This is a genomic window from Desulfitobacterium elongatum, from assembly GCF_055378975.1.
In genome coordinates this window covers 2,191,257-2,207,991 of the sequence record NZ_AP038772.1, presented here as the reverse complement: position 1 = coordinate 2,207,991, position 16,735 = coordinate 2,191,257, and the positions used below count along the sequence as shown (strand labels likewise).

The 16,735-nt window shown below is 40.7% G+C and carries 15 protein-coding genes and 1 pseudogene; 6 read left to right on the top strand and 10 right to left on the bottom strand.

What is annotated here, in order from left to right:
• Nucleotides 1-116: 116 nt before the first annotated feature.
• Nucleotides 117-2,302, bottom strand: a pseudogene (locus tag ACZ42W_RS10440) (DNA topoisomerase III).
• A gap of 189 nt (nucleotides 2,303-2,491) precedes the next feature.
• Here ACZ42W_RS10440 and ACZ42W_RS10435 point away from each other — a divergent pair.
• The gene (locus tag ACZ42W_RS10435; RefSeq protein ID WP_464170563.1) at nucleotides 2,492-2,821 is read left to right on the top strand and encodes a hypothetical protein; all 330 of its coding nucleotides are present in this window, start codon (nucleotides 2,492-2,494) and stop codon (nucleotides 2,819-2,821) included.
• A 19-nt stretch (nucleotides 2,822-2,840) separates the two neighbouring features.
• Here ACZ42W_RS10435 and ACZ42W_RS10430 read toward each other — a convergent pair whose 3' ends face one another.
• Nucleotides 2,841-3,833, bottom strand: a complete 993-nt coding sequence (locus ACZ42W_RS10430) for an oxidoreductase (protein ID WP_464170561.1) — start codon at nucleotides 3,831-3,833, stop codon at nucleotides 2,841-2,843.
• 188 nt (nucleotides 3,834-4,021) lie between these two features.
• On the opposite strand from ACZ42W_RS10430, the gene ACZ42W_RS10425 reads away from it, so the two are divergent.
• From ACZ42W_RS10425 to ACZ42W_RS10415, 3 genes are all read left to right on the top strand, one after another.
• Nucleotides 4,022-4,978 carry a DMT family transporter gene (locus ACZ42W_RS10425; RefSeq protein ID WP_464170559.1) on the top strand — a complete coding sequence of 319 codons (957 nt, stop codon included), beginning with the start codon at nucleotides 4,022-4,024 and terminating at the stop codon, nucleotides 4,976-4,978.
• A 250-nt stretch (nucleotides 4,979-5,228) separates the two neighbouring features.
• Nucleotides 5,229-5,735, top strand: coding sequence for a CarD family transcriptional regulator (locus tag ACZ42W_RS10420; protein WP_464170557.1), 507 nt, complete (start codon nucleotides 5,229-5,231; stop codon nucleotides 5,733-5,735).
• A gap of 232 nt (nucleotides 5,736-5,967) precedes the next feature.
• Nucleotides 5,968-6,330: a YopX family protein gene (locus ACZ42W_RS10415; protein WP_464170555.1), complete on the top strand. Its 363-nt coding sequence runs from the start codon at nucleotides 5,968-5,970 to the stop codon at nucleotides 6,328-6,330.
• 73 nt (nucleotides 6,331-6,403) lie between these two features.
• On the opposite strand, the gene ACZ42W_RS10410 is transcribed toward ACZ42W_RS10415, so the two are convergent.
• Nucleotides 6,404-8,257: an LTA synthase family protein gene (locus ACZ42W_RS10410; RefSeq protein WP_464170553.1), complete on the bottom strand. Its 1,854-nt coding sequence runs from the start codon at nucleotides 8,255-8,257 to the stop codon at nucleotides 6,404-6,406.
• 132 nt (nucleotides 8,258-8,389) lie between these two features.
• On the bottom strand, nucleotides 8,390-8,956 hold the full coding sequence (locus ACZ42W_RS10405) for a site-specific integrase (RefSeq protein ID WP_464170551.1): 567 nt from the start codon (nucleotides 8,954-8,956) through the stop codon (nucleotides 8,390-8,392).
• Between the two features lie 456 nt (nucleotides 8,957-9,412).
• Here ACZ42W_RS10405 and ACZ42W_RS10400 point away from each other — a divergent pair, with 456 nt between their 5' ends.
• Entirely contained in the window at nucleotides 9,413-10,390 is a 978-nt protein-coding gene (locus tag ACZ42W_RS10400) for a hypothetical protein (RefSeq protein ID WP_464170549.1), read from the top strand.
• 280 nt (nucleotides 10,391-10,670) lie between these two features.
• Here ACZ42W_RS10400 and ACZ42W_RS10395 read toward each other — a convergent pair whose 3' ends face one another.
• The 6 genes from ACZ42W_RS10395 to ACZ42W_RS10370 all read right to left on the bottom strand — a co-directional run bounded on the left by ACZ42W_RS10395 (nucleotide 10,671) and on the right by ACZ42W_RS10370 (nucleotide 15,223).
• On the bottom strand, nucleotides 10,671-11,111 hold the full coding sequence (locus tag ACZ42W_RS10395; protein WP_464170547.1) for a YaiI/YqxD family protein: 441 nt from the start codon (nucleotides 11,109-11,111) through the stop codon (nucleotides 10,671-10,673).
• A 65-nt stretch (nucleotides 11,112-11,176) separates the two neighbouring features.
• Nucleotides 11,177-11,770, bottom strand: a complete 594-nt coding sequence (locus ACZ42W_RS10390; RefSeq protein ID WP_464170546.1) for an HD domain-containing protein — start codon at nucleotides 11,768-11,770, stop codon at nucleotides 11,177-11,179.
• 70 nt (nucleotides 11,771-11,840) lie between these two features.
• Complete coding sequence (queC, locus tag ACZ42W_RS10385) at nucleotides 11,841-12,500, bottom strand: 7-cyano-7-deazaguanine synthase QueC (protein ID WP_464170544.1); 660 nt, start codon at nucleotides 12,498-12,500, stop codon at nucleotides 11,841-11,843.
• 39 nt (nucleotides 12,501-12,539) lie between these two features.
• Complete coding sequence (locus tag ACZ42W_RS10380) at nucleotides 12,540-13,052, bottom strand: VUT family protein (protein ID WP_464170542.1); 513 nt, start codon at nucleotides 13,050-13,052, stop codon at nucleotides 12,540-12,542.
• A gap of 66 nt (nucleotides 13,053-13,118) precedes the next feature.
• Nucleotides 13,119-13,271 carry a hypothetical protein gene (locus ACZ42W_RS10375; RefSeq protein ID WP_464170540.1) on the bottom strand — a complete coding sequence of 51 codons (153 nt, stop codon included), beginning with the start codon at nucleotides 13,269-13,271 and terminating at the stop codon, nucleotides 13,119-13,121.
• Nucleotides 13,272-13,294: 23 nt separating this feature from the next.
• Nucleotides 13,295-15,223, bottom strand: a complete 1,929-nt coding sequence (locus ACZ42W_RS10370) for an ABC-F family ATP-binding cassette domain-containing protein (RefSeq protein ID WP_464170538.1) — start codon at nucleotides 15,221-15,223, stop codon at nucleotides 13,295-13,297.
• A gap of 227 nt (nucleotides 15,224-15,450) precedes the next feature.
• Here ACZ42W_RS10370 and pepT point away from each other — a divergent pair, with 227 nt between their 5' ends.
• Nucleotides 15,451-16,683, top strand: coding sequence for a peptidase T (gene pepT, locus ACZ42W_RS10365; protein ID WP_464170537.1), 1,233 nt, complete (start codon nucleotides 15,451-15,453; stop codon nucleotides 16,681-16,683).
• Nucleotides 16,684-16,735: the final 52 nt, after the last annotated feature.

The window sequence follows — 16,735 nt, the reverse complement described above, 5'->3', positions numbered from 1 at the left end:
AATATCTCTATTCGTGTTTAGTCTCTAATATTACTTATCTTATGAATAAACAAACAAACCTCTCATTGAAGACTGCAGCTTCTACAATGAGAGGTTTTCCTTTAATCTTTATTAGTTCATTTAGGCAGGTTCAACTTTGCCAGCGCATCCGCTAAAGCCGTATTGATGGGGCTTTCATTCTCTTGCTTTTGAAGATATTGATGAACTTCCTTCTTATTATATGAACCTTTACTCTCTTGATCTCTTTGCTTAGTGAATGCGGATAACTTCTCTCGGTACCCACAGGCACAGGTAAAGATTTTATTTTCTCCCTCGCCCCGTAGTTCCATTTTCTTGTGACATTGTGGGCACCTAGCATTAGAATGCACTGAAAGCCCTTGTCGGTATCCACATTCCCTATCCTGGCAAACGAGCATTTCCCCTCGCTTGCCCTTGACTTGCAAGAGAAACTTACCACATTCTGGGCACTTTGCCCTTGTCATATTATCATGTCTAAAGGTTTGGCTGCTACCAATGACCTCTGAGACAAGTTGAGTCGCATAGTCTGTTATGCCACGAATAAAATGATTTTGATTTACCCGACCTTTACTGATTTCGCTCAGTTGTTGTTCCCACTTCGCCGTTAATTCAGGAGATCTTAACTCTGGTGGAACGAGTCCGATAAGTTGGATCCCTTTGGAAGTGGGAATAATCTCTTTCCCATTTCGCTCCATATAAAAAGAGTTAAATAGTTTTTCGATGATATCGGCACGGGTTGCTGGTGTTCCGAGTCCACTCGTTTTTTCTAAGGCCTCCCTCAGATTCTCATTTTCAATTCGTTGACCTGGGTGTTCCATGGCCGAGAGTAGGGTAGCTTCCGTATAACGCTTCGGTGGTTTTGTTTTTCCTGGAATGGATTTGACCGAGAGCAGTTCCATTGGCTCTTTTAGCTTAAGGTCAGGTAAGGTTTGTTCTTGTTCCTCGTAGTCTCGTTCTTCGTCCGTAGAATCACTTCCATCGTAGACGATTTGCCATCCCTTTTGCTTCACGATTTTACCTTTAGCAGTGAAGGTTTCTCCCTGAAGGTCCATTTTAACGGTAGTCTGCTATACTCGAAGGCTGGCGAAAGGACAGCGATAAAGCGCCTCACAATGAGGTCATAAATTCTGTACTCTTCCTGACTGAGTTTAGCCAAAAATACAGGTTGTTCGGTGGGAATGATAGCGTGATGGTCGCTCACTTTAGAATTGTCCACGAGCCGTTTCGTAGGATTTATCTTATTTCGCATAACACTTCGGGCCAAGTCCACAAAAGGACCTATTGCAATCGTCTTTAAGCGTTCAAGGAGTGTTGGAACAATATCCTCGGTGAGATAACGAGAATCTGTTCTCGGGTAGGTAACAATTTTATGGTGCTCATAGAGTTGCTGCATGATAGAGGAGGTCTTTTTTGCGGAATAGCCATATTTCCTATTTGCATCCCGTTGAAGTTCTGTTAAATCATAGGCTAGTGGAGGCAATTCTTTCTTCGCTTCTTTTTTAATGTCAATGATCTGCCCTGCTTGACCGTTGAACTTGGCAAGTATCTGATCTACTCTCTTAATGTCGAAAATACGGGTTTGCCCACTGATTCTATCCTGCCAGCGCATTGAAAAACCCTTTGTCAGAGCATTTATGGTCCAGTAATCTTTTGGAATAAACTTCTTAATCTCATCTTCTCTGTCTACTACCAAAGCAAGTGTCGGAGTTTGGACTCTTCCTGCGGAAAGCTGAGCATTATATTTACACGTTAACGCTCGTGTCACATTCAATCCTACATACCAATCGGCTTGTGCACGGCTTTCTGCCGCAGCGTATAGCGTCTCATAAGCCTTCCCCGGTTTCAAATTATTAAAGCCTTCTTTGATCGCTTTATCCGTTTGAGAAGAAATCCATAAACGTTTGATGGGTTTTCTCCATCCTGCTTTCTGGATAATCCACCGTGCCACAAGTTCTCCTTCACGACCTGCATCAGTCGCAATGATGAGTTCCTCTACATCAGACTGCCTTAAGAGTTGTTTCACAGCGGCGTATTGCTTCGAGGTTTCTTTGATTACGACTAATTCCATTTGCTTAGGAAGCATAGGAAGATCTTCGAGTCTCCAGGTTTTATAGCGATCATCATAAGCTTCAGGATCGGCTAGCGTTACAAGGTGGCCGAGAGCCCAGGTTACAATGTATTTAGATCCAATTAGACAGCCATTCCCTTTTTGATTGCAGCCTAATAGCTTCGCAATATCGCGACCCACGGAGGGTTTTTCTGTAAGTACTAAGCTTTTTCCCATCGATTCTCTCCCATTTCTATTTTCCTTCATTCTGACTTTAACCTTGATTAATTAAGTATACCACAGTAAAGGTCATGGACAGAATTGCCCATGACCTTTACTGGTGCTCTCTAAAAAATACCTTTCTTTAATTATGCTATTGCATGCATTAGGTAATTTCGAATAGGCTCTAATGAGGGAGGGATTCGCTTGAGGATTATTCTCTTTATCGCTTTTATAACTCTTGGCTTCTTATCCAATCTACTCGGGATACTCATTAACCCAGTAAGTATACTTGTTACAATACCCTTCGCCTTGTATCTCTTCGACCTCCCCTATAGATGGGGTTTACTCTTATTCTTCGGCTACTATATTGGTCTTTTTGAGGTAGGACCGTTTCTCTTGTCCATCGATGAGCAGGAAATGCCCCTTCTAATTCGTACTAAAGCAATTAGTATTGCTTTATTTACTCTCGGAAGTTTTCTTCCATATAGTTTAACCGTATGGGTCATTAAACATTATCCAACGATAAACCCTTGAAATTAAGTGGCGTGCCCTTTTACTTCAGGCTATTAGTCGCCTGTTCAGCCCATTGGGAGTTCTTAAGTAGTGCACGTCCCACTCCTATAAGGTCGGCTTTACCTTCTGCTAACAATTTCTCAGCAGCCTGGGCGTCCGTAATTCCCCCTGTGAGGATAACTGGAATAGACACAACCTGTTTGATGGCTTCCGTGAGTGGGGCAAAATACCCTTGACCGGTAAGGCCAGGAACACTATAGCCTGAAAAGCCTCCAGAAATATCCAGGATATTCACTCCAGCTTTTTCGAACTCTTTCGCAGCAATGAGGCTATCTTCGATCGTGATACCTCCCTCCGCAAAATCTGAAGCTCCCAAACGTAAAAGTATGGGAAAATCCTCCCCCACTACTGAACGTACCTCTTCTATAACTTGAAGATGAATACGAATACGATGTTGGACATCACCCCCGTATTCATCAGTTCGCTTGTTTGTGAGCGGTGAGAAAAACTGATTCAGAAGATAGCCGTGCGCAGAATGGATTTCCACTCCGTCAAAACCGGCTTCTTTCGTGCGGCGTGCAGCAGCTTTAAAAGCCTTGATTACCTCTTTAATTTCATCGTGGGTAAGCTCGTGAGGAATTCCACCTCTGCGAGGGTTTGCGACGGCCGAAGGGCCAACTGGAGTCAGACCCGTCCATTCCTCACTTGCTGCACTTCCCGCATGGTTTAATTGCATCATACATTTAGATCCATTCCCTTGTATCACTTGAGCAAGTTTTTGTAGATTTGCGATGACACTATCCTCCGCAATAGAAAGCTGCTGAGGACTAGCCTTTCCTTCAAGAGCAATGAAACTATGTTCGATAATGATTAAGGAAATATAACCCCCTTGGGATTTTTCCGCATAATAATCCAAGATTGCTTTACTTACTTTTCCATCCGATTCAGCCTTTGAAGTTGCCATCGGTGGCATAATTAAGCGATTTGATAAAGTCAATGGGCCTGCTTTCATAGGACTAAGTAGATGTGCCATTCATAGTCTCTCCTTCTAGTTCAACTAATTCCAGCTAATCTTGGGCATAAAATTATATTCTTCAAAAATTGAAATTCACCTGCAGTAGCTTAAGCATTTTCTTTGATCTCAATATTCCAGTACATGCTTTGAAGGTGTATAATGTTTAAATGCTCCTAAGATTATATTTAGAATTTGAGGGAACTAATATGCACCAAACAACATCAAGTGGTAAAAGTACCATACTCAAAGCTTATTTTTTCATACTCATTTCCTCACTCATTTATGGCGCGAATGTTATCGCGGGGCGCCTGATTGCTGCTGAACTTCCGCCACTTACCTTATCGGCGATACGAGCAGTTTTAGCGTTGGTTATTCTTCTGCCATTATCTTGGTCACAGATGAAAAGTGCACCAAAACCCAATAAGCGTGAGTTATTGCAACTCATGATTGTGGGGATGTTTGGCATCACTATCCCCTATATTACATTGTTAATTGGCTTAAAGCATGCAACTGGTACAAATGCTTCCATTGTTTTTGCTACGATGCCCGTCGTAACTAATATACTCCTATTTGTACTTCATAAAGTTTTACCTTCTAAATTTCAGACCATAGGTATGTCTATCTCATTTCTTGGTCTTCTCATTGTATTTACACAGGGTTCACCGACTCATATCTTGTCGTTTAAGCTTGGTTACGGTGAGATGATTCTCTTTATTAATGTTCTATCCATTGGTCTTTTTAACTTAATCGGCCAAAGTGTCATGGAGAAGTTCTCTTCCCTCGTTACAAGTGTATATTCACTAATTTTTGCAATCATTGTATTAATTCCAATGGGTACGTGGCAACTTATTTCAGTAGGTTGGAGACCCTTATCTATATCAGCATGGCTCATCGTCTTCTATATGGGCTTTCTTTCCGCTGGTATTGCTTTTCTCCTAAATCTTTACGGGATTAATAAAATAGGTAGTGGGCAAGCTTCAATTTTTAATAATCTTCAACATGTCTTTAGCATAACTTTAAGCATTATCATTCTAAAGGAGTCCTTAGCCTCTTACCATTGGATTGGCTTTACCCTGGTTATATTCGGTGTGATACTCTCCTTAACTAAACGCAGTCAAAAAGTCGTACGATTACAAAGCCAAAGTTCAAAACAAGCAATATAAGGAAAGGGAAAAAGCCAGATATACAAACGCAAGTTGAAATTTAGCTTTTTCTAGAAATGACCTCGCACCCCAAAGGATGCGAGGTCGTGATTTTTCAGCTTCTAATCGGTGAGCTAATTCTCCGAAAAGTTACTCCTTTTATAAATAAAAAAAGGTTTGACATCCGTAAAAACTCTGTGTTAAAATGTAGAATTTCCTTATTTGACTTTTTTGTGTTATAATATCTAAGTAAGCAACAGGAGGTGGCTCGATGTTTCAAGTAGGTGATAAGATTCTATATCCAATGTATGGCGCAGGGGTTATCGATTCCATCGAGGAAAAAGAAGTCCTTGGAGTAAAAAGGCAGTATTACCTCTTGAATATACCTCATGTAAATATGGAAATCATGATTCCTCTTGGAAAAACAGAGGACTTAGGTATACGCCAAGTGGTCGATAATGAGGTTATTGAAGATGTTTTACATGCACTCTACCAGGGCGATACTGATCCAATCATGTTTGAAAGCAACACCCGTTATTATAGAGATATCAATCGTAAAAAGATAAAAAGCGGCGATATATACAAGGCAAGTGAGATCATCCGTGACTTGATGCGGAAAAGTAAACGACATAAACTGGGAACAGAAGACAATAATATGCTTAATAATGCTCGGCAGATTTTGACGAGCGAGATAATGCAAGTCAAAGGAATTGAGTTAGAAAAGGCCGTTGAAATGTTGAATGAAGTGATTTTTGATTCAGAACAACTCACAAGCTGAAACAATAACAGAAATAGCTCTACATCACAGTAGCGCTATTTCTTTTTTATTGTGTTGTGGATAGTAAGCATAAATCACACACTCTCTCATATTAGCTAAAAATTGGAATAGGGATAAACCTATTAATCGAAGTGTACCGCACTTAAGCTACTAAAACGTTTCGTATAATTAATTGAGACCATAAGTTCTATGGTGGACACTAATTATTAACTTCTTGGAGGACATAAAAATTATGCTTATACTAAAGTTTAAAGCCTGGGATAAAGTAAAGAAGCAGATGTTTAGACCCCTTGCCATAACTTTTGATACACAGAGTTCAGCTCCCTTCGCAGTAAGTGTACCTGGGCGGTCCTGGGAACCCATCCACAAATATGAAATACTTCAGTACACAGGTTTAACAGACAAGAATGGAGCAGAAGTCTTTCAAGGTGATTTGTTCGAAATAGAATCTAGCCTATACAGAGTTATCTGGGATGGAGAAACCGCAGGTTTTAAACTTCAGAATGCAAAAAACTCCTTGACCCGAGAGATTATAGAGGTTTCAGCCAAAGAGCTTCGGGGAAATGTTTATCAAAATAGCGAGCTTTTGGGTTAGAGCACAAAAAGAAACAACACGTTCAGCCACTGTGAACGTGTTGTTTCTTACTTTACTGCTCAGAATTTTAGGTTTAAGGTTTTACCGAAGATCTATTCTCGAAGTAATTGCTCTGAATCAAAAGGTCCGCTATATCAATCCCCTTGCTTACATGCTCCTGCATATCCGCATTCGCCCCAACAAAGGTTCCATCCGCTAGCACGGCGTAATCTCGGCTTGTTGTCAAGAGGTTACGACCTAGGGTAGTTTGCGAATATTTTTCTTGATCAATTCCCATGAGATAGGCGATTGTCGGAAGAATATCGACCTGCCCCCCAGTCGATTCAATAACCCTGGGGTTCATCCCCTTTTGATATACAATGAATGGAACCTTTTTGTCATAATTTGTCCACCATTCTTCTTGGGGTTGGATTCCAGGGAGTTCGTCATTGTAATATTTATGAATCCCACCATGATCTCCATAAATTACAACGGTCGTGTTATCTAAGAGTCCTTCCTTTTCTAGATTCTCTAGAAATAGACCAATTTGCTTATCGGTGTAATGAAGGCTTTGGAAATACCCTCCGAGTTTTGTTTGATCCAAATTAGAATCCAGCATTAATTCGCGGTACTCCTTTGGTAGGTCAAACGGGCCATGGCTCGTTAAAGTAATCATAAAGTTATAGAACGGTTGCTTGGTCTCTTTCAGGATAGGGGCAACCTGACGAAGAAAGCTCCCATCACTTAAGCCGAGCCCAATTTGTTCTTCTTGGTTGAAGGCTGATGCATCTATAGTATGATCAAATCCAATCGATGTTAATGCTTGCTTCCAGTTCCAATATGACCCCTTATCAGGATGGATTGCTTGAGTAGTATACCCCTTTTGCTCCAGCAATACAGGTAAAGAGTTATATTCGTTTTGTGGGAATCGGAAGAAGGTGCTCCCTCGCCTTACTGGGTAGACAGAGGTGTTCGCTAGCAGCTCCGCATCTGAAGTTGTACCATTCCATACTTGTTCATAGAAGTTAGGAAAGTAGATACTGCTCTGTAGCATGCGATTCAGCGTCGGTGTAATTTCCTGATTTTCATAGGATTGATTAAGAACAAAATTTTCTAAGGACTCAACTTGGAGAAGGATCAGGTTCTTTCCTGCCAGAAGCCCTTTGAGTTCATTATCACTGGATTTTTCCTGATTCTCTGCATACCAGTTCTTTATTTCCTTTTGCTGATTATCTGTGAGTTGGATCGATTGATTTTCTTTGAAATATACATAGCTATCATAAATGTGGTACCCTATCGGAGATAAATTTCGCATCGTATCGGTTGGAGTCCAGCAAATTCGAAACACAATATGATTCTGCCCTTTTTCGACGACATCATATTGATAGTGGGCATAGGAAATATATCCCGTCGCGAGAGCAGCAAAAATCACAAACAGAGGGATTTGTCGCGTGATTCTTTTGCCTAAGGATTTAATTTTAAATAGCACAATAAAGCTCACCAGGAGGTCGAAGACAAAAATTACATCGTAGAGGCGTAGCATGGAAACTACTGTATTTCCCAAGTTATCGAGATTAGTCGCTTGCTTGAGCAGATATACCGAAAGGAAGTTCGCGTAGCCGCGGAAGTACATTAAGTCCATGATTAAGAACGTTGTGAGAATTGCGTTCAAGACGAGAGTAATCCAAAGACGACTTCGCCCTTTAAAGAGCAAAGCAAATGAATAATACATTAAGGTAAAGGATATTGCTATAAGGTTTGTAGTACTAAAAGACTTAGAGAAAAAGAATGCCCAGTTATTGTTCCAGGAGGTTGTTAAACCCATGAAGGATAGAACTTTAAGGAGTCCAAGAATAAAAGAGCCAACCCAAAAAGGATCCGGTAAATAATCTCTAACACGTATGAGGCTAAGAGTAATTTCTCTAAGCCGATATTGAACTGCAGTCATTCAATCACCTTTCAAAAATATTAGTATTAAAGTGAAACCTTAATTAAAAAAAGCCCAATACATATTTCGATAGACAAGCCGCAGTTCCTTTTGTAAATAAATGTAATGATAACCAAAGTACTTTGCGTGGTGTCACAGATTCAAATTCAAATAGACATCATCAAGTTCATCCTGTGTTATCCCAATGTACCTCAAAGTCTCACGTGGAGAAGAATGATTCATAAGGGCCTGAATGCGAGTAATATCAACGCCAGTTAAATAAGCATGATATCCAAACGTTTTCCTTAGAGTGTGAGTACCAATCTTATCTTTTAGACCCACTGCCTTTGCTGCATCATTGAGGATTCTATAGGCTTGCTGTCGTGTGATTGGCCTCCCCCCCTTTCTGGAGGGGAAAAGTGCAGAACTATTTGTTAAATCCTTGTCAACTAAATACTCCTTTAACGCCTTAACTACAGTCTCACTAAACGGGAAGGTCTTCGACTTCCCCGTTTTCTTTTCTCTGAGAGTAACACGGTCCTTTATTCTCCCCTTTTCATCCCTTACATCAACCACTTGGAGTTTGAGTAAGTCACTGACCCGTAGTCCTGAGTTGATACCAAAGGTGAAAAGCACGTAGTCTCGAAGATTACTTCCCCGAAGAAGTTTTTTTATCGCTTCTATTTTCCTTCGATCTCTGATTGGTTCAACAAATTCCATGAAATTTCCCCTTATCCCCTTTCTGCGATTTTCCCCAACCACTTTACTTTCCTTATACCATCCTATAGAGCTCTCTGCTCTTTTGATAGGCATTTACACAAGTTCACTTTTCCTCTTCAGATCCAATGTGACTCAAATATTGTATCATATTTTTTTGTAACATTGGGTCTACTGGATAAATTTTTTATTCGTATTAAAATCGCCGCAAACCCTTTATTGGCAAGGTCTACAGACATTTTAGCGAATGTTACACACTCCTCTTGTGTTACATTCGCTATTTTGCAACGCGATAGGTTCATTTTAGGATAAAAGAACCACAAATCGTTCAAAGTTTAGATTGTCTTTCATTCGGTATACTTAATGTATACTAGTATACTAATCGAAGGTATAGTATAATTAGATTACTTTAGTATACCTACATACCTTGTGTATTCTAGCAAGAGGGAGAAATTATTTATGAGCGAAGAAACACCGAATAAACCTGATTCTTATTCCGTAAAGACGACCTCAGATATCACTGAGCGTATACAGGAGTTAACCAAGAAGACAGGATTGAGTCATAAGGATTTGTTTTCGGCTATGGTCACTCGATTTTATACGGAATTAGAACAAGGAAGTGAAATCGACCAAAGCGATGATATGCAACATATCCGCTATCACCTCAATCGGGTCGAAAACATCTTCCTTGGTTCCTTACAGAAAGTTCAGGATCTGAAGAAGGATTATATGGGTCGTCTGGATGTCCAAAACACAGAACATAAAGAAGCACTGGAAGAACTCCAGAAGCAAAGAAGCAATCTTGCAAAAGAGCTCGATAAGTTAGCTAAAGAAAAAGGCGATGTGGAAAGTAGGTATAAAGAAATACATCAGCGTAATCAAGAGCTCGAAGAATCAAACCGTGCAAACCGGATGACAATCGATCTATTGGGCCATAAGGTAAATGATATAGAAGTTAAACTTCTTGAAGCTTCCAGCCTTCAAGAAACCGTCTCTCTACTTCAAGAAGACAACCTCACATCAAAGCATGAAATCGGCAACTTACAGGCGGAACTTGGGACTACTCATCAAATCATTTCAAATCTAGAACTTCAACTTACAGATTTAGAAGAAAGTGCGCAGCTCAGTGTTAACTCGATAAGTGCGGAATCAGAGAAAGAACTTCAGAGGCTTAAAGATTCCTATGAAAAGGAACTCAAACAACTGAAAGAAATTCAAAAGTTAGAGTTGGATAAGGTACGACTTGAGTCTGATCGAAAGGTCTTAGAAAAGGAGCAAACCGTCAAAGTCGAATACGGTCAAAAGTTAGACGTACTCCTAGACAAAAATGACCGTCTCCTGACTAAGAACCAAGAGCTTACTGAAAAACTCTACGCTATTGAGCTTGAACTCAGAGATCGTTTAATTCCCCAACCTGAAAAGAGACAAGAAGCATAGATAGTGATTCGATATATAGAAAGATAAGAAATCAATAATGCAAGTATTTAACCAAAGGAGAGTTCTAGACTACAAGACAGAAAAAGTCCCAGAAGACGAAAAAAGGCCCCGAAAGACAAAAGGTTTTTATCTTTCGGGGCCTCTTATTATACAATATTTATCCATTCAAAAACCGGGTACTCACGTCGGGGAATCGGATTTGGTGACTCCTGTTCCCTGTAGCCAACGACAATTAGGGCAACAAGAGAATAATTATTGGGAACTCTTCAAGGCTTACGTACTATTTCAGTGACTCCTCTAAAAGTCGTACTAATGTCTTTTCGAACTGCTCATCATCTTCATTGGTTCGTTTGCTCGGACCCTTGGTTCTTCCACCGGAGCGACGAAACTTTGCTTTCAGTTCCCTTTCCTCTAGCAAGACATCTATCGTTTCCGGTCTATATTCCTTACCAGAAGGACCCAATGATTTTGCGTTTTTCCCTAAGACCATTGCTGCTAAACCGAAGTCCTGTGTAATGATAATGTCCCCAGTTTCAGTGAGATTCATAACCTTTAGATCCGCTTCTTGGGAACTGTTACCTACGACGACATGATGATCAGAAATGATTTCATGATTAAAGCTCGCTACAGTCCAAACAGGTATAGCAAACTTTTTTCCTAACTTTATGCAAATCTGTAAAGCGTTTTTTGGACAGGCATCCGCATCAATTAATATCTTCAAATTCTTAACCCTCTCAACTCACATGTTCTACAGCCCTCGTACACTCACGTAATTCACACGGTATACTACCTCTTAAGGATTCCCTTTTCGATCGAACTTTCAATCAGCTCTTTCACGTAATCATAGATGATGGGGGCATTTTTCTCCGTAACATCATTCCGCCTTAATACTTTGTCACTTGTGATACCTGGCCTTTTCCAAGTATGTCCATCCGTATTGTAATTTAGAAGCAAAGGCTGAAAGCGATCAAGACTCGAGGCGAAAGTGGCCTCAGGAGTTCTCATGTCTTCAAACTCCCGCCAGAGCTCCATGATTTCTTGAGCCTGATCATGGGGGAGGATATTGAATAACCGATCGGCCGCATTTTGCTCGCGTTCAGCTTTATCTTCATATCCCTTTTCATCATAGCAGAAGGTATCCCCAGCATGAATTTCAACAAGGTCATGGATAAGCACCATTTTAATAACGCGTAAAATATCTATATTCTTCTCAGCGGCATATTCAGATAAAAGCATTGCCATCACCGCAAGATGCCAAGAGTGTTCGGCATCATTTTCATTCCGAGTAGTGCCAATGACGACATTTTGCCGAGTAATGTGCTTAAGCTTGTCAATCGCAACTATGAAATCAATCTGTTTTTGCATTCTTTCGCTAATCATTTTGAGACCTCTCCTTACCTAAGAATTTATTTAGATATGAAAAAACCTCCGACTGGAGGTTGATTTATTATTAGTAATAATCAATTAAATCATTGATACCCGCTTCAGCAAATCCTCTGAGTCTCAAAGTGCAGCTATCACAGGTTCCGCATGCCTTTTCTCCCCCTCTATAGCAGCTCGTTGATAAATGCAAAGGAGCGCCATTTTGGATAGCGAGTCTAATCGTATCTGCTTTGGAGAGTTGTATGAGGGGTGCTTTAATTTGAATTGGTTGCCCTTGAACCCCCATTTTGGTCCCGACCATGGCAACCTTCTGGAAGGCTTCTAAGAATTCTGGTCGGCAATCAGGATATCCGCTGTAATCAACAGAACTTATCCCAATGTAAATCGCTTCGGCGCCAACCACTTCGGCATACCCTAAGGCATAACTCAAAAACAGGATATTCCTTGCAGGTACATAGGTAACTGGAATCTCCCCGTCTTCTTTAAACTCTGGGACTTGGATCGAAGGATCGGTTAGAGCACTCCCGCCGACATTATCAATGTGAAAGATTCGATGCTCATTGACCTGATAGAACTTTGCTACGGATTTAGCAGCTTCTAATTCCCGGGTATGCCTCTGTCCATAGTCAAATGAGATAGGATAGAGTTCGTACCCTTCCTTATCTGCTATACTCATACAGGTGGTACTGTCAAGTCCCCCGGATAATAAAATAACAGCTTTTTTCATGAGTTCTATTTCTCCTTGTATAGAAAAGTCTGTATCGTTTTAAGTAGTCTTCAGCGTGTCCTTAAAATTCGTTTTGTCTCCACGATAAAGAATCAAAGACCAAATGTATCCTCCAAGAACTTTCGCGCAGAACTGCCCAAGAACAACCCAGGGAATGAAGCTTCCAAAAGCAATCGTAGGAAAGGCGATGGAATCAACCGCAGCAGATGCAATGTTCGAGCCATTGACTTTTAAGAAGCGTGTATGATTTTTTAAAACCTGATAAACGATTGTATCGGTAATTCCAGTGAGTAAGAAAGCGATAAAAGATGCTGTAGCAATCTGGCCTGCTCCACGGTTAAGGAGCCAAGAGAAAATCGCGCCTGTACCCACGAGTAAAAGCATTTTTGGCCATAAGTTCTTATTATTCCACTGCTCATGGAGTTTATCTCGAGCCACTAAATCAAAGGCAATTAACAGAAAAGCATTGATCGGAGTAGAAACGGGTCCGAAATAAGCCACCGATAAATTGGCTAAAATATTAGCGGCTAAATAAGCTAGAACGATAAGCATTCAGAACACTCCCTGAAAAAATCTATCAAAACATTATACCCCCAAATATCCTTTCAGAGCAATTCCCTACTTATCAAACATCCCACCTTTTTTGTATTTCTTTATCCCGCCCCTTGCTTCTCCGATTTTTTGAGAGGCTTTGATCGGACCGCCTTGTTGTGCACTCTTCTTCTTTTTCTCTTCAATGATTTTTTTCATTAACTCTATATTCTTGTCCATACTAATTTCCCCCATTAGTTAATCTATTTATTTTGAGCGATTCTTTCTGCAAGTTCATTAAGATAGGTCCAACGTTCAAAGTGTTCCTCGAGTTTTCTTTCGAGGGCTTCTTGAGTCTTCAGTAGTTCATTTAGCTTGCCATACTCACTACCTACTTCATTCATTTCTTGAGCAACTTTTTGCAGCTCGCTCTCGCACTGTGTAATAAGCTCTTCGATTTGTTCGTATTCACGTTGCTCTTTGTAGCTCATTTTCAGTGGACGATCTTTCGTTTTTCCGGGATTTTCCGGAACGATGATGGCATTTGGTTTATGATCATTAACCTTTACTAGGTTTTGCGATTCCAGTGAAATTCGTTGCATCTGTTCCCTGTACTCAGAATAATTTCCGACGGTTGAGCGAATTATTCCATTCCCCTCAAAGGAGAGTATCCTTTCAGTTACTCGATCTAAGAAGTACCGATCATGGGATACAACGATAACTACACCTGGGAAATCTTCTAAGTACTCTTCTAAAATACTTAATGTCTGGACATCCAAATCATTCGTTGGCTCGTCTAAAAACAATACATTAGGAGCACTCATAAGCACTTGTAATAGGAAAAGACGGCGCTTCTCTCCTCCGGAAAGCTTATCAACTTGAGTCCATTGTTGAGCTGGCGTAAAGAGAAAACGCTCAAGCATTTGGGACGCTGTAATTGTTCCTCCATCAGGAGTGGGAATGACTTCAGCGACCTCTTTTATCGTATCAATGACCCTGATGTTTGGATTTAACTCTACATTTTCTTGGGTGAAGTACCCGATCTTAACCGTGGGGCCCCATTCCAATTTTCCTTGATCCGGTTCAATTCGCCCGGCCAATAAATTCAATAGTGTGGATTTGCCACTTCCATTGGGACCGATAATCCCCATTCGATCATGTCGGGAAAGAATCACACTAAAATCTTCAACCACTACACCTCGCCCAGGGTATTCCTTATGGAGATGAGAACACTCAACCACTTTCTTACCCAGTCGTGTAGCACCGGCTGTAATTTCTACTTTACCTATCTTTTCTGACGGTTTATCTCCCTGTAGTTGTTCAAAACGATCAATCCGTGCCTTTTGCTTTGTTGAGCGAGCCTGTGCGCCCCGTCTTATCCAGGCCAATTCATTACGTAGGAGGTTTTGTCTTTTACGCTCCGAGGACTCTTCTTGTTCTTCACGCTCGGCTTTAAGTTCTAAGTACCTACTATAATTACCTGGATAGGGATATAGTTTTCCTTGATCTAATTCAATGATTCGGTTCACAACTCGATCAAGGAAATACCGATCATGTGTGATCATTAAAAGAGCACCTTTTCGCTTATTCAAATACTGCTCTAGCCAATCTACAGTCTCATTATCAATATGGTTTGTTGGCTCATCAAGAATAAGTAAGTCTGCAGGGTTAATAAGTGCACTAGCAAGTGCAACACGTTTTCTTTGTCCGCCCGATAGGGTACCGACTAAAGTATCGAACTGTGTTATTCCAAGTTTCGTAAGAATTGTTTTGGCTTCGCTTTCAAGTTGCCAGGCATTTAAAGAATCCATCTTCTGTCCGAGTGACATGAGGGAATTCTGATAAACTGCATTGTTAGGATCTCGATTCAGCTTATCGAGTGCCGTTTCATACTCTCTTAAGAGCTGCATGATTGGTGAAGTTCCTTTGAAGACTTGCTGTAAAACAGTGGCCATGTCTTCGAAGTATGGATCTTGGGGGAGATATTCCAAATGTATGTTATTGTTTGTGATGACCTGACCCGCCTCTGCTGGTTCCGCTCCCGCTAGGATTTTCAACAAAGTCGACTTCCCTGTTCCATTTACCCCGATGATCCCGATTTTCTCTCCCTCATCAATTCCAAACGTGATATCCTTAAACAGCACCTTAACGCCATAACTTTTTGTAAGGCCTTCAGCAGTAAGTATATTCATAAATATTTCCCCTTTGATCTAAGCATCACAGATGACTCAGTGCTGACACTTCTAATCATAATTAATTTAACTCTAAACACTATTATATCAACCCCATGCAAGCCCCTATGTTTAAAGAAGATTTGCCGGATGGGCAAAAATAAACTATATTATAAATTGGAAATATATTTGAGTATTAGAATTCTAAAGGATTCCGATTTCTCAGGAATGATAGGAGGCACACTACATTGTCTAATGTTATCGAACGCTTTCTTAAGTATGTCCAAGTTGATACTCAATCGAATGAGGATTCCACATCCGTTCCCAGTACTAAAAAGCAAATCAAATTAGCCACTGCACTGTCCGAGGAACTCAAAAACTTTGGTCTACGCGACGTTAGGCTTTCCGAGCATGGATATGTTTATGCTACACTTCCATCGAATACTGCTAAAAGCGCCCCTGCTATCGGCTTTATTGCTCATATGGACACGAGTCCAGACCTCTCGGGAGAGAATGTAAAACCGAAATTAGTAGAGAACTATGACGGTGGAGATATCTTACTCAATGAGCAGCAAAACATTACTCTTTCTCCTAATGACTTCCCCGAAGTCAAAGATTACATAGGAAAAACTTTAATCACAACGGATGGAACAACTTTGCTCGGAGCGGATGACAAAGCGGGCATTGCAGAAATCATGACAGCACTTGAATATCTTACCACGCACCCAGAAATCGAGCATGGAAAGATTTGTGTTGGTTTTACTCCTGACGAAGAAGTCGGTCGAGGTGCCGATCACTTTGACGTTTCAGGATTTGGGGCAGATTTCGCTTATACGGTAGATGGTGGAGCCATTGGTGAACTAGAATATGAAAACTTCAACGCTGCAAAAGCCATTATCAAAGTCCGTGGTCGCAATATCCACCCCGGTAATGCCAAAAATAAAATGGTTAACTCCATTCTATTAGCAAATGAATACATCTCACATCTTCCGCCTCATGAAACTCCGACCCACACAGAAGGATATGAAGGATTTTATCATCTTAATGATATCCGTGGGGATGTTGAACTAACAACTCTTTATTATATTATCCGGGACTTTGATCTAGCTTCCTTTGAGAAACGTAAAGAGAACATGCTCATATTAGCCGAGGAACTCAACAAAGAATTTGGCAATGACAGCTTTAGTATCGAAATCACAGATCAATATCAAAACATGAAAGAAAAAATCGAACCCGTCCTTCACATTGTCGATAAGGCCTGTGCTGCAATGGAAGCCGTTGGTGTCACTCCCCAGATTCGTCCAATTCGCGGTGGTACAGACGGAGCTCGTCTCTCCTATATGGGACTCCCGACCCCAAACCTCTTTACAGGCGGACATAATTTCCATGGTAGGTACGAATTCATTCCTACTTTCGCGATGGAGAAATCAGTTGAGGTTATTCTGAAGATTGTTGAGCTCTACGCCAACGAAAACATATAATATATATTTGCACAAAAGCCCCTTCTCGTTATTTGAACAGAGTCACTGTCCA

Bases quoted from the DNA above. Each gene is read 5' to 3' on its own strand.
- queC (WP_464170544.1), bottom strand. From the start codon at position 12,500: ATGAAAAAAGCTGTTATTTTATTATCCGGGGGACTTGACAGTACCACC.
- ACZ42W_RS10420 (WP_464170557.1), top strand. From the start codon at position 5,229: ATGTTTCAAGTAGGTGATAAGATTCTATATCCAATGTATGGCGCAGGG.
- ACZ42W_RS10410 (WP_464170553.1), bottom strand. From the start codon at position 8,257: ATGACTGCAGTTCAATATCGGCTTAGAGAAATTACTCTTAGCCTCATA.
- ACZ42W_RS10430 (WP_464170561.1), bottom strand. From the start codon at position 3,833: ATGGCACATCTACTTAGTCCTATGAAAGCAGGCCCATTGACTTTATCA.
- ACZ42W_RS10425 (WP_464170559.1), top strand. From the start codon at position 4,022: ATGCACCAAACAACATCAAGTGGTAAAAGTACCATACTCAAAGCTTAT.
- ACZ42W_RS10375 (WP_464170540.1), bottom strand. From the start codon at position 13,271: ATGGACAAGAATATAGAGTTAATGAAAAAAATCATTGAAGAGAAAAAG.
- ACZ42W_RS10400 (WP_464170549.1), top strand. From the start codon at position 9,413: ATGAGCGAAGAAACACCGAATAAACCTGATTCTTATTCCGTAAAGACG.
- ACZ42W_RS10405 (WP_464170551.1), bottom strand. From the start codon at position 8,956: ATGGAATTTGTTGAACCAATCAGAGATCGAAGGAAAATAGAAGCGATA.
- ACZ42W_RS10380 (WP_464170542.1), bottom strand. From the start codon at position 13,052: ATGCTTATCGTTCTAGCTTATTTAGCCGCTAATATTTTAGCCAATTTA.
- ACZ42W_RS10415 (WP_464170555.1), top strand. From the start codon at position 5,968: ATGCTTATACTAAAGTTTAAAGCCTGGGATAAAGTAAAGAAGCAGATG.
- ACZ42W_RS10390 (WP_464170546.1), bottom strand. From the start codon at position 11,770: ATGATTAGCGAAAGAATGCAAAAACAGATTGATTTCATAGTTGCGATT.
- ACZ42W_RS10370 (WP_464170538.1), bottom strand. From the start codon at position 15,223: ATGAATATACTTACTGCTGAAGGCCTTACAAAAAGTTATGGCGTTAAG.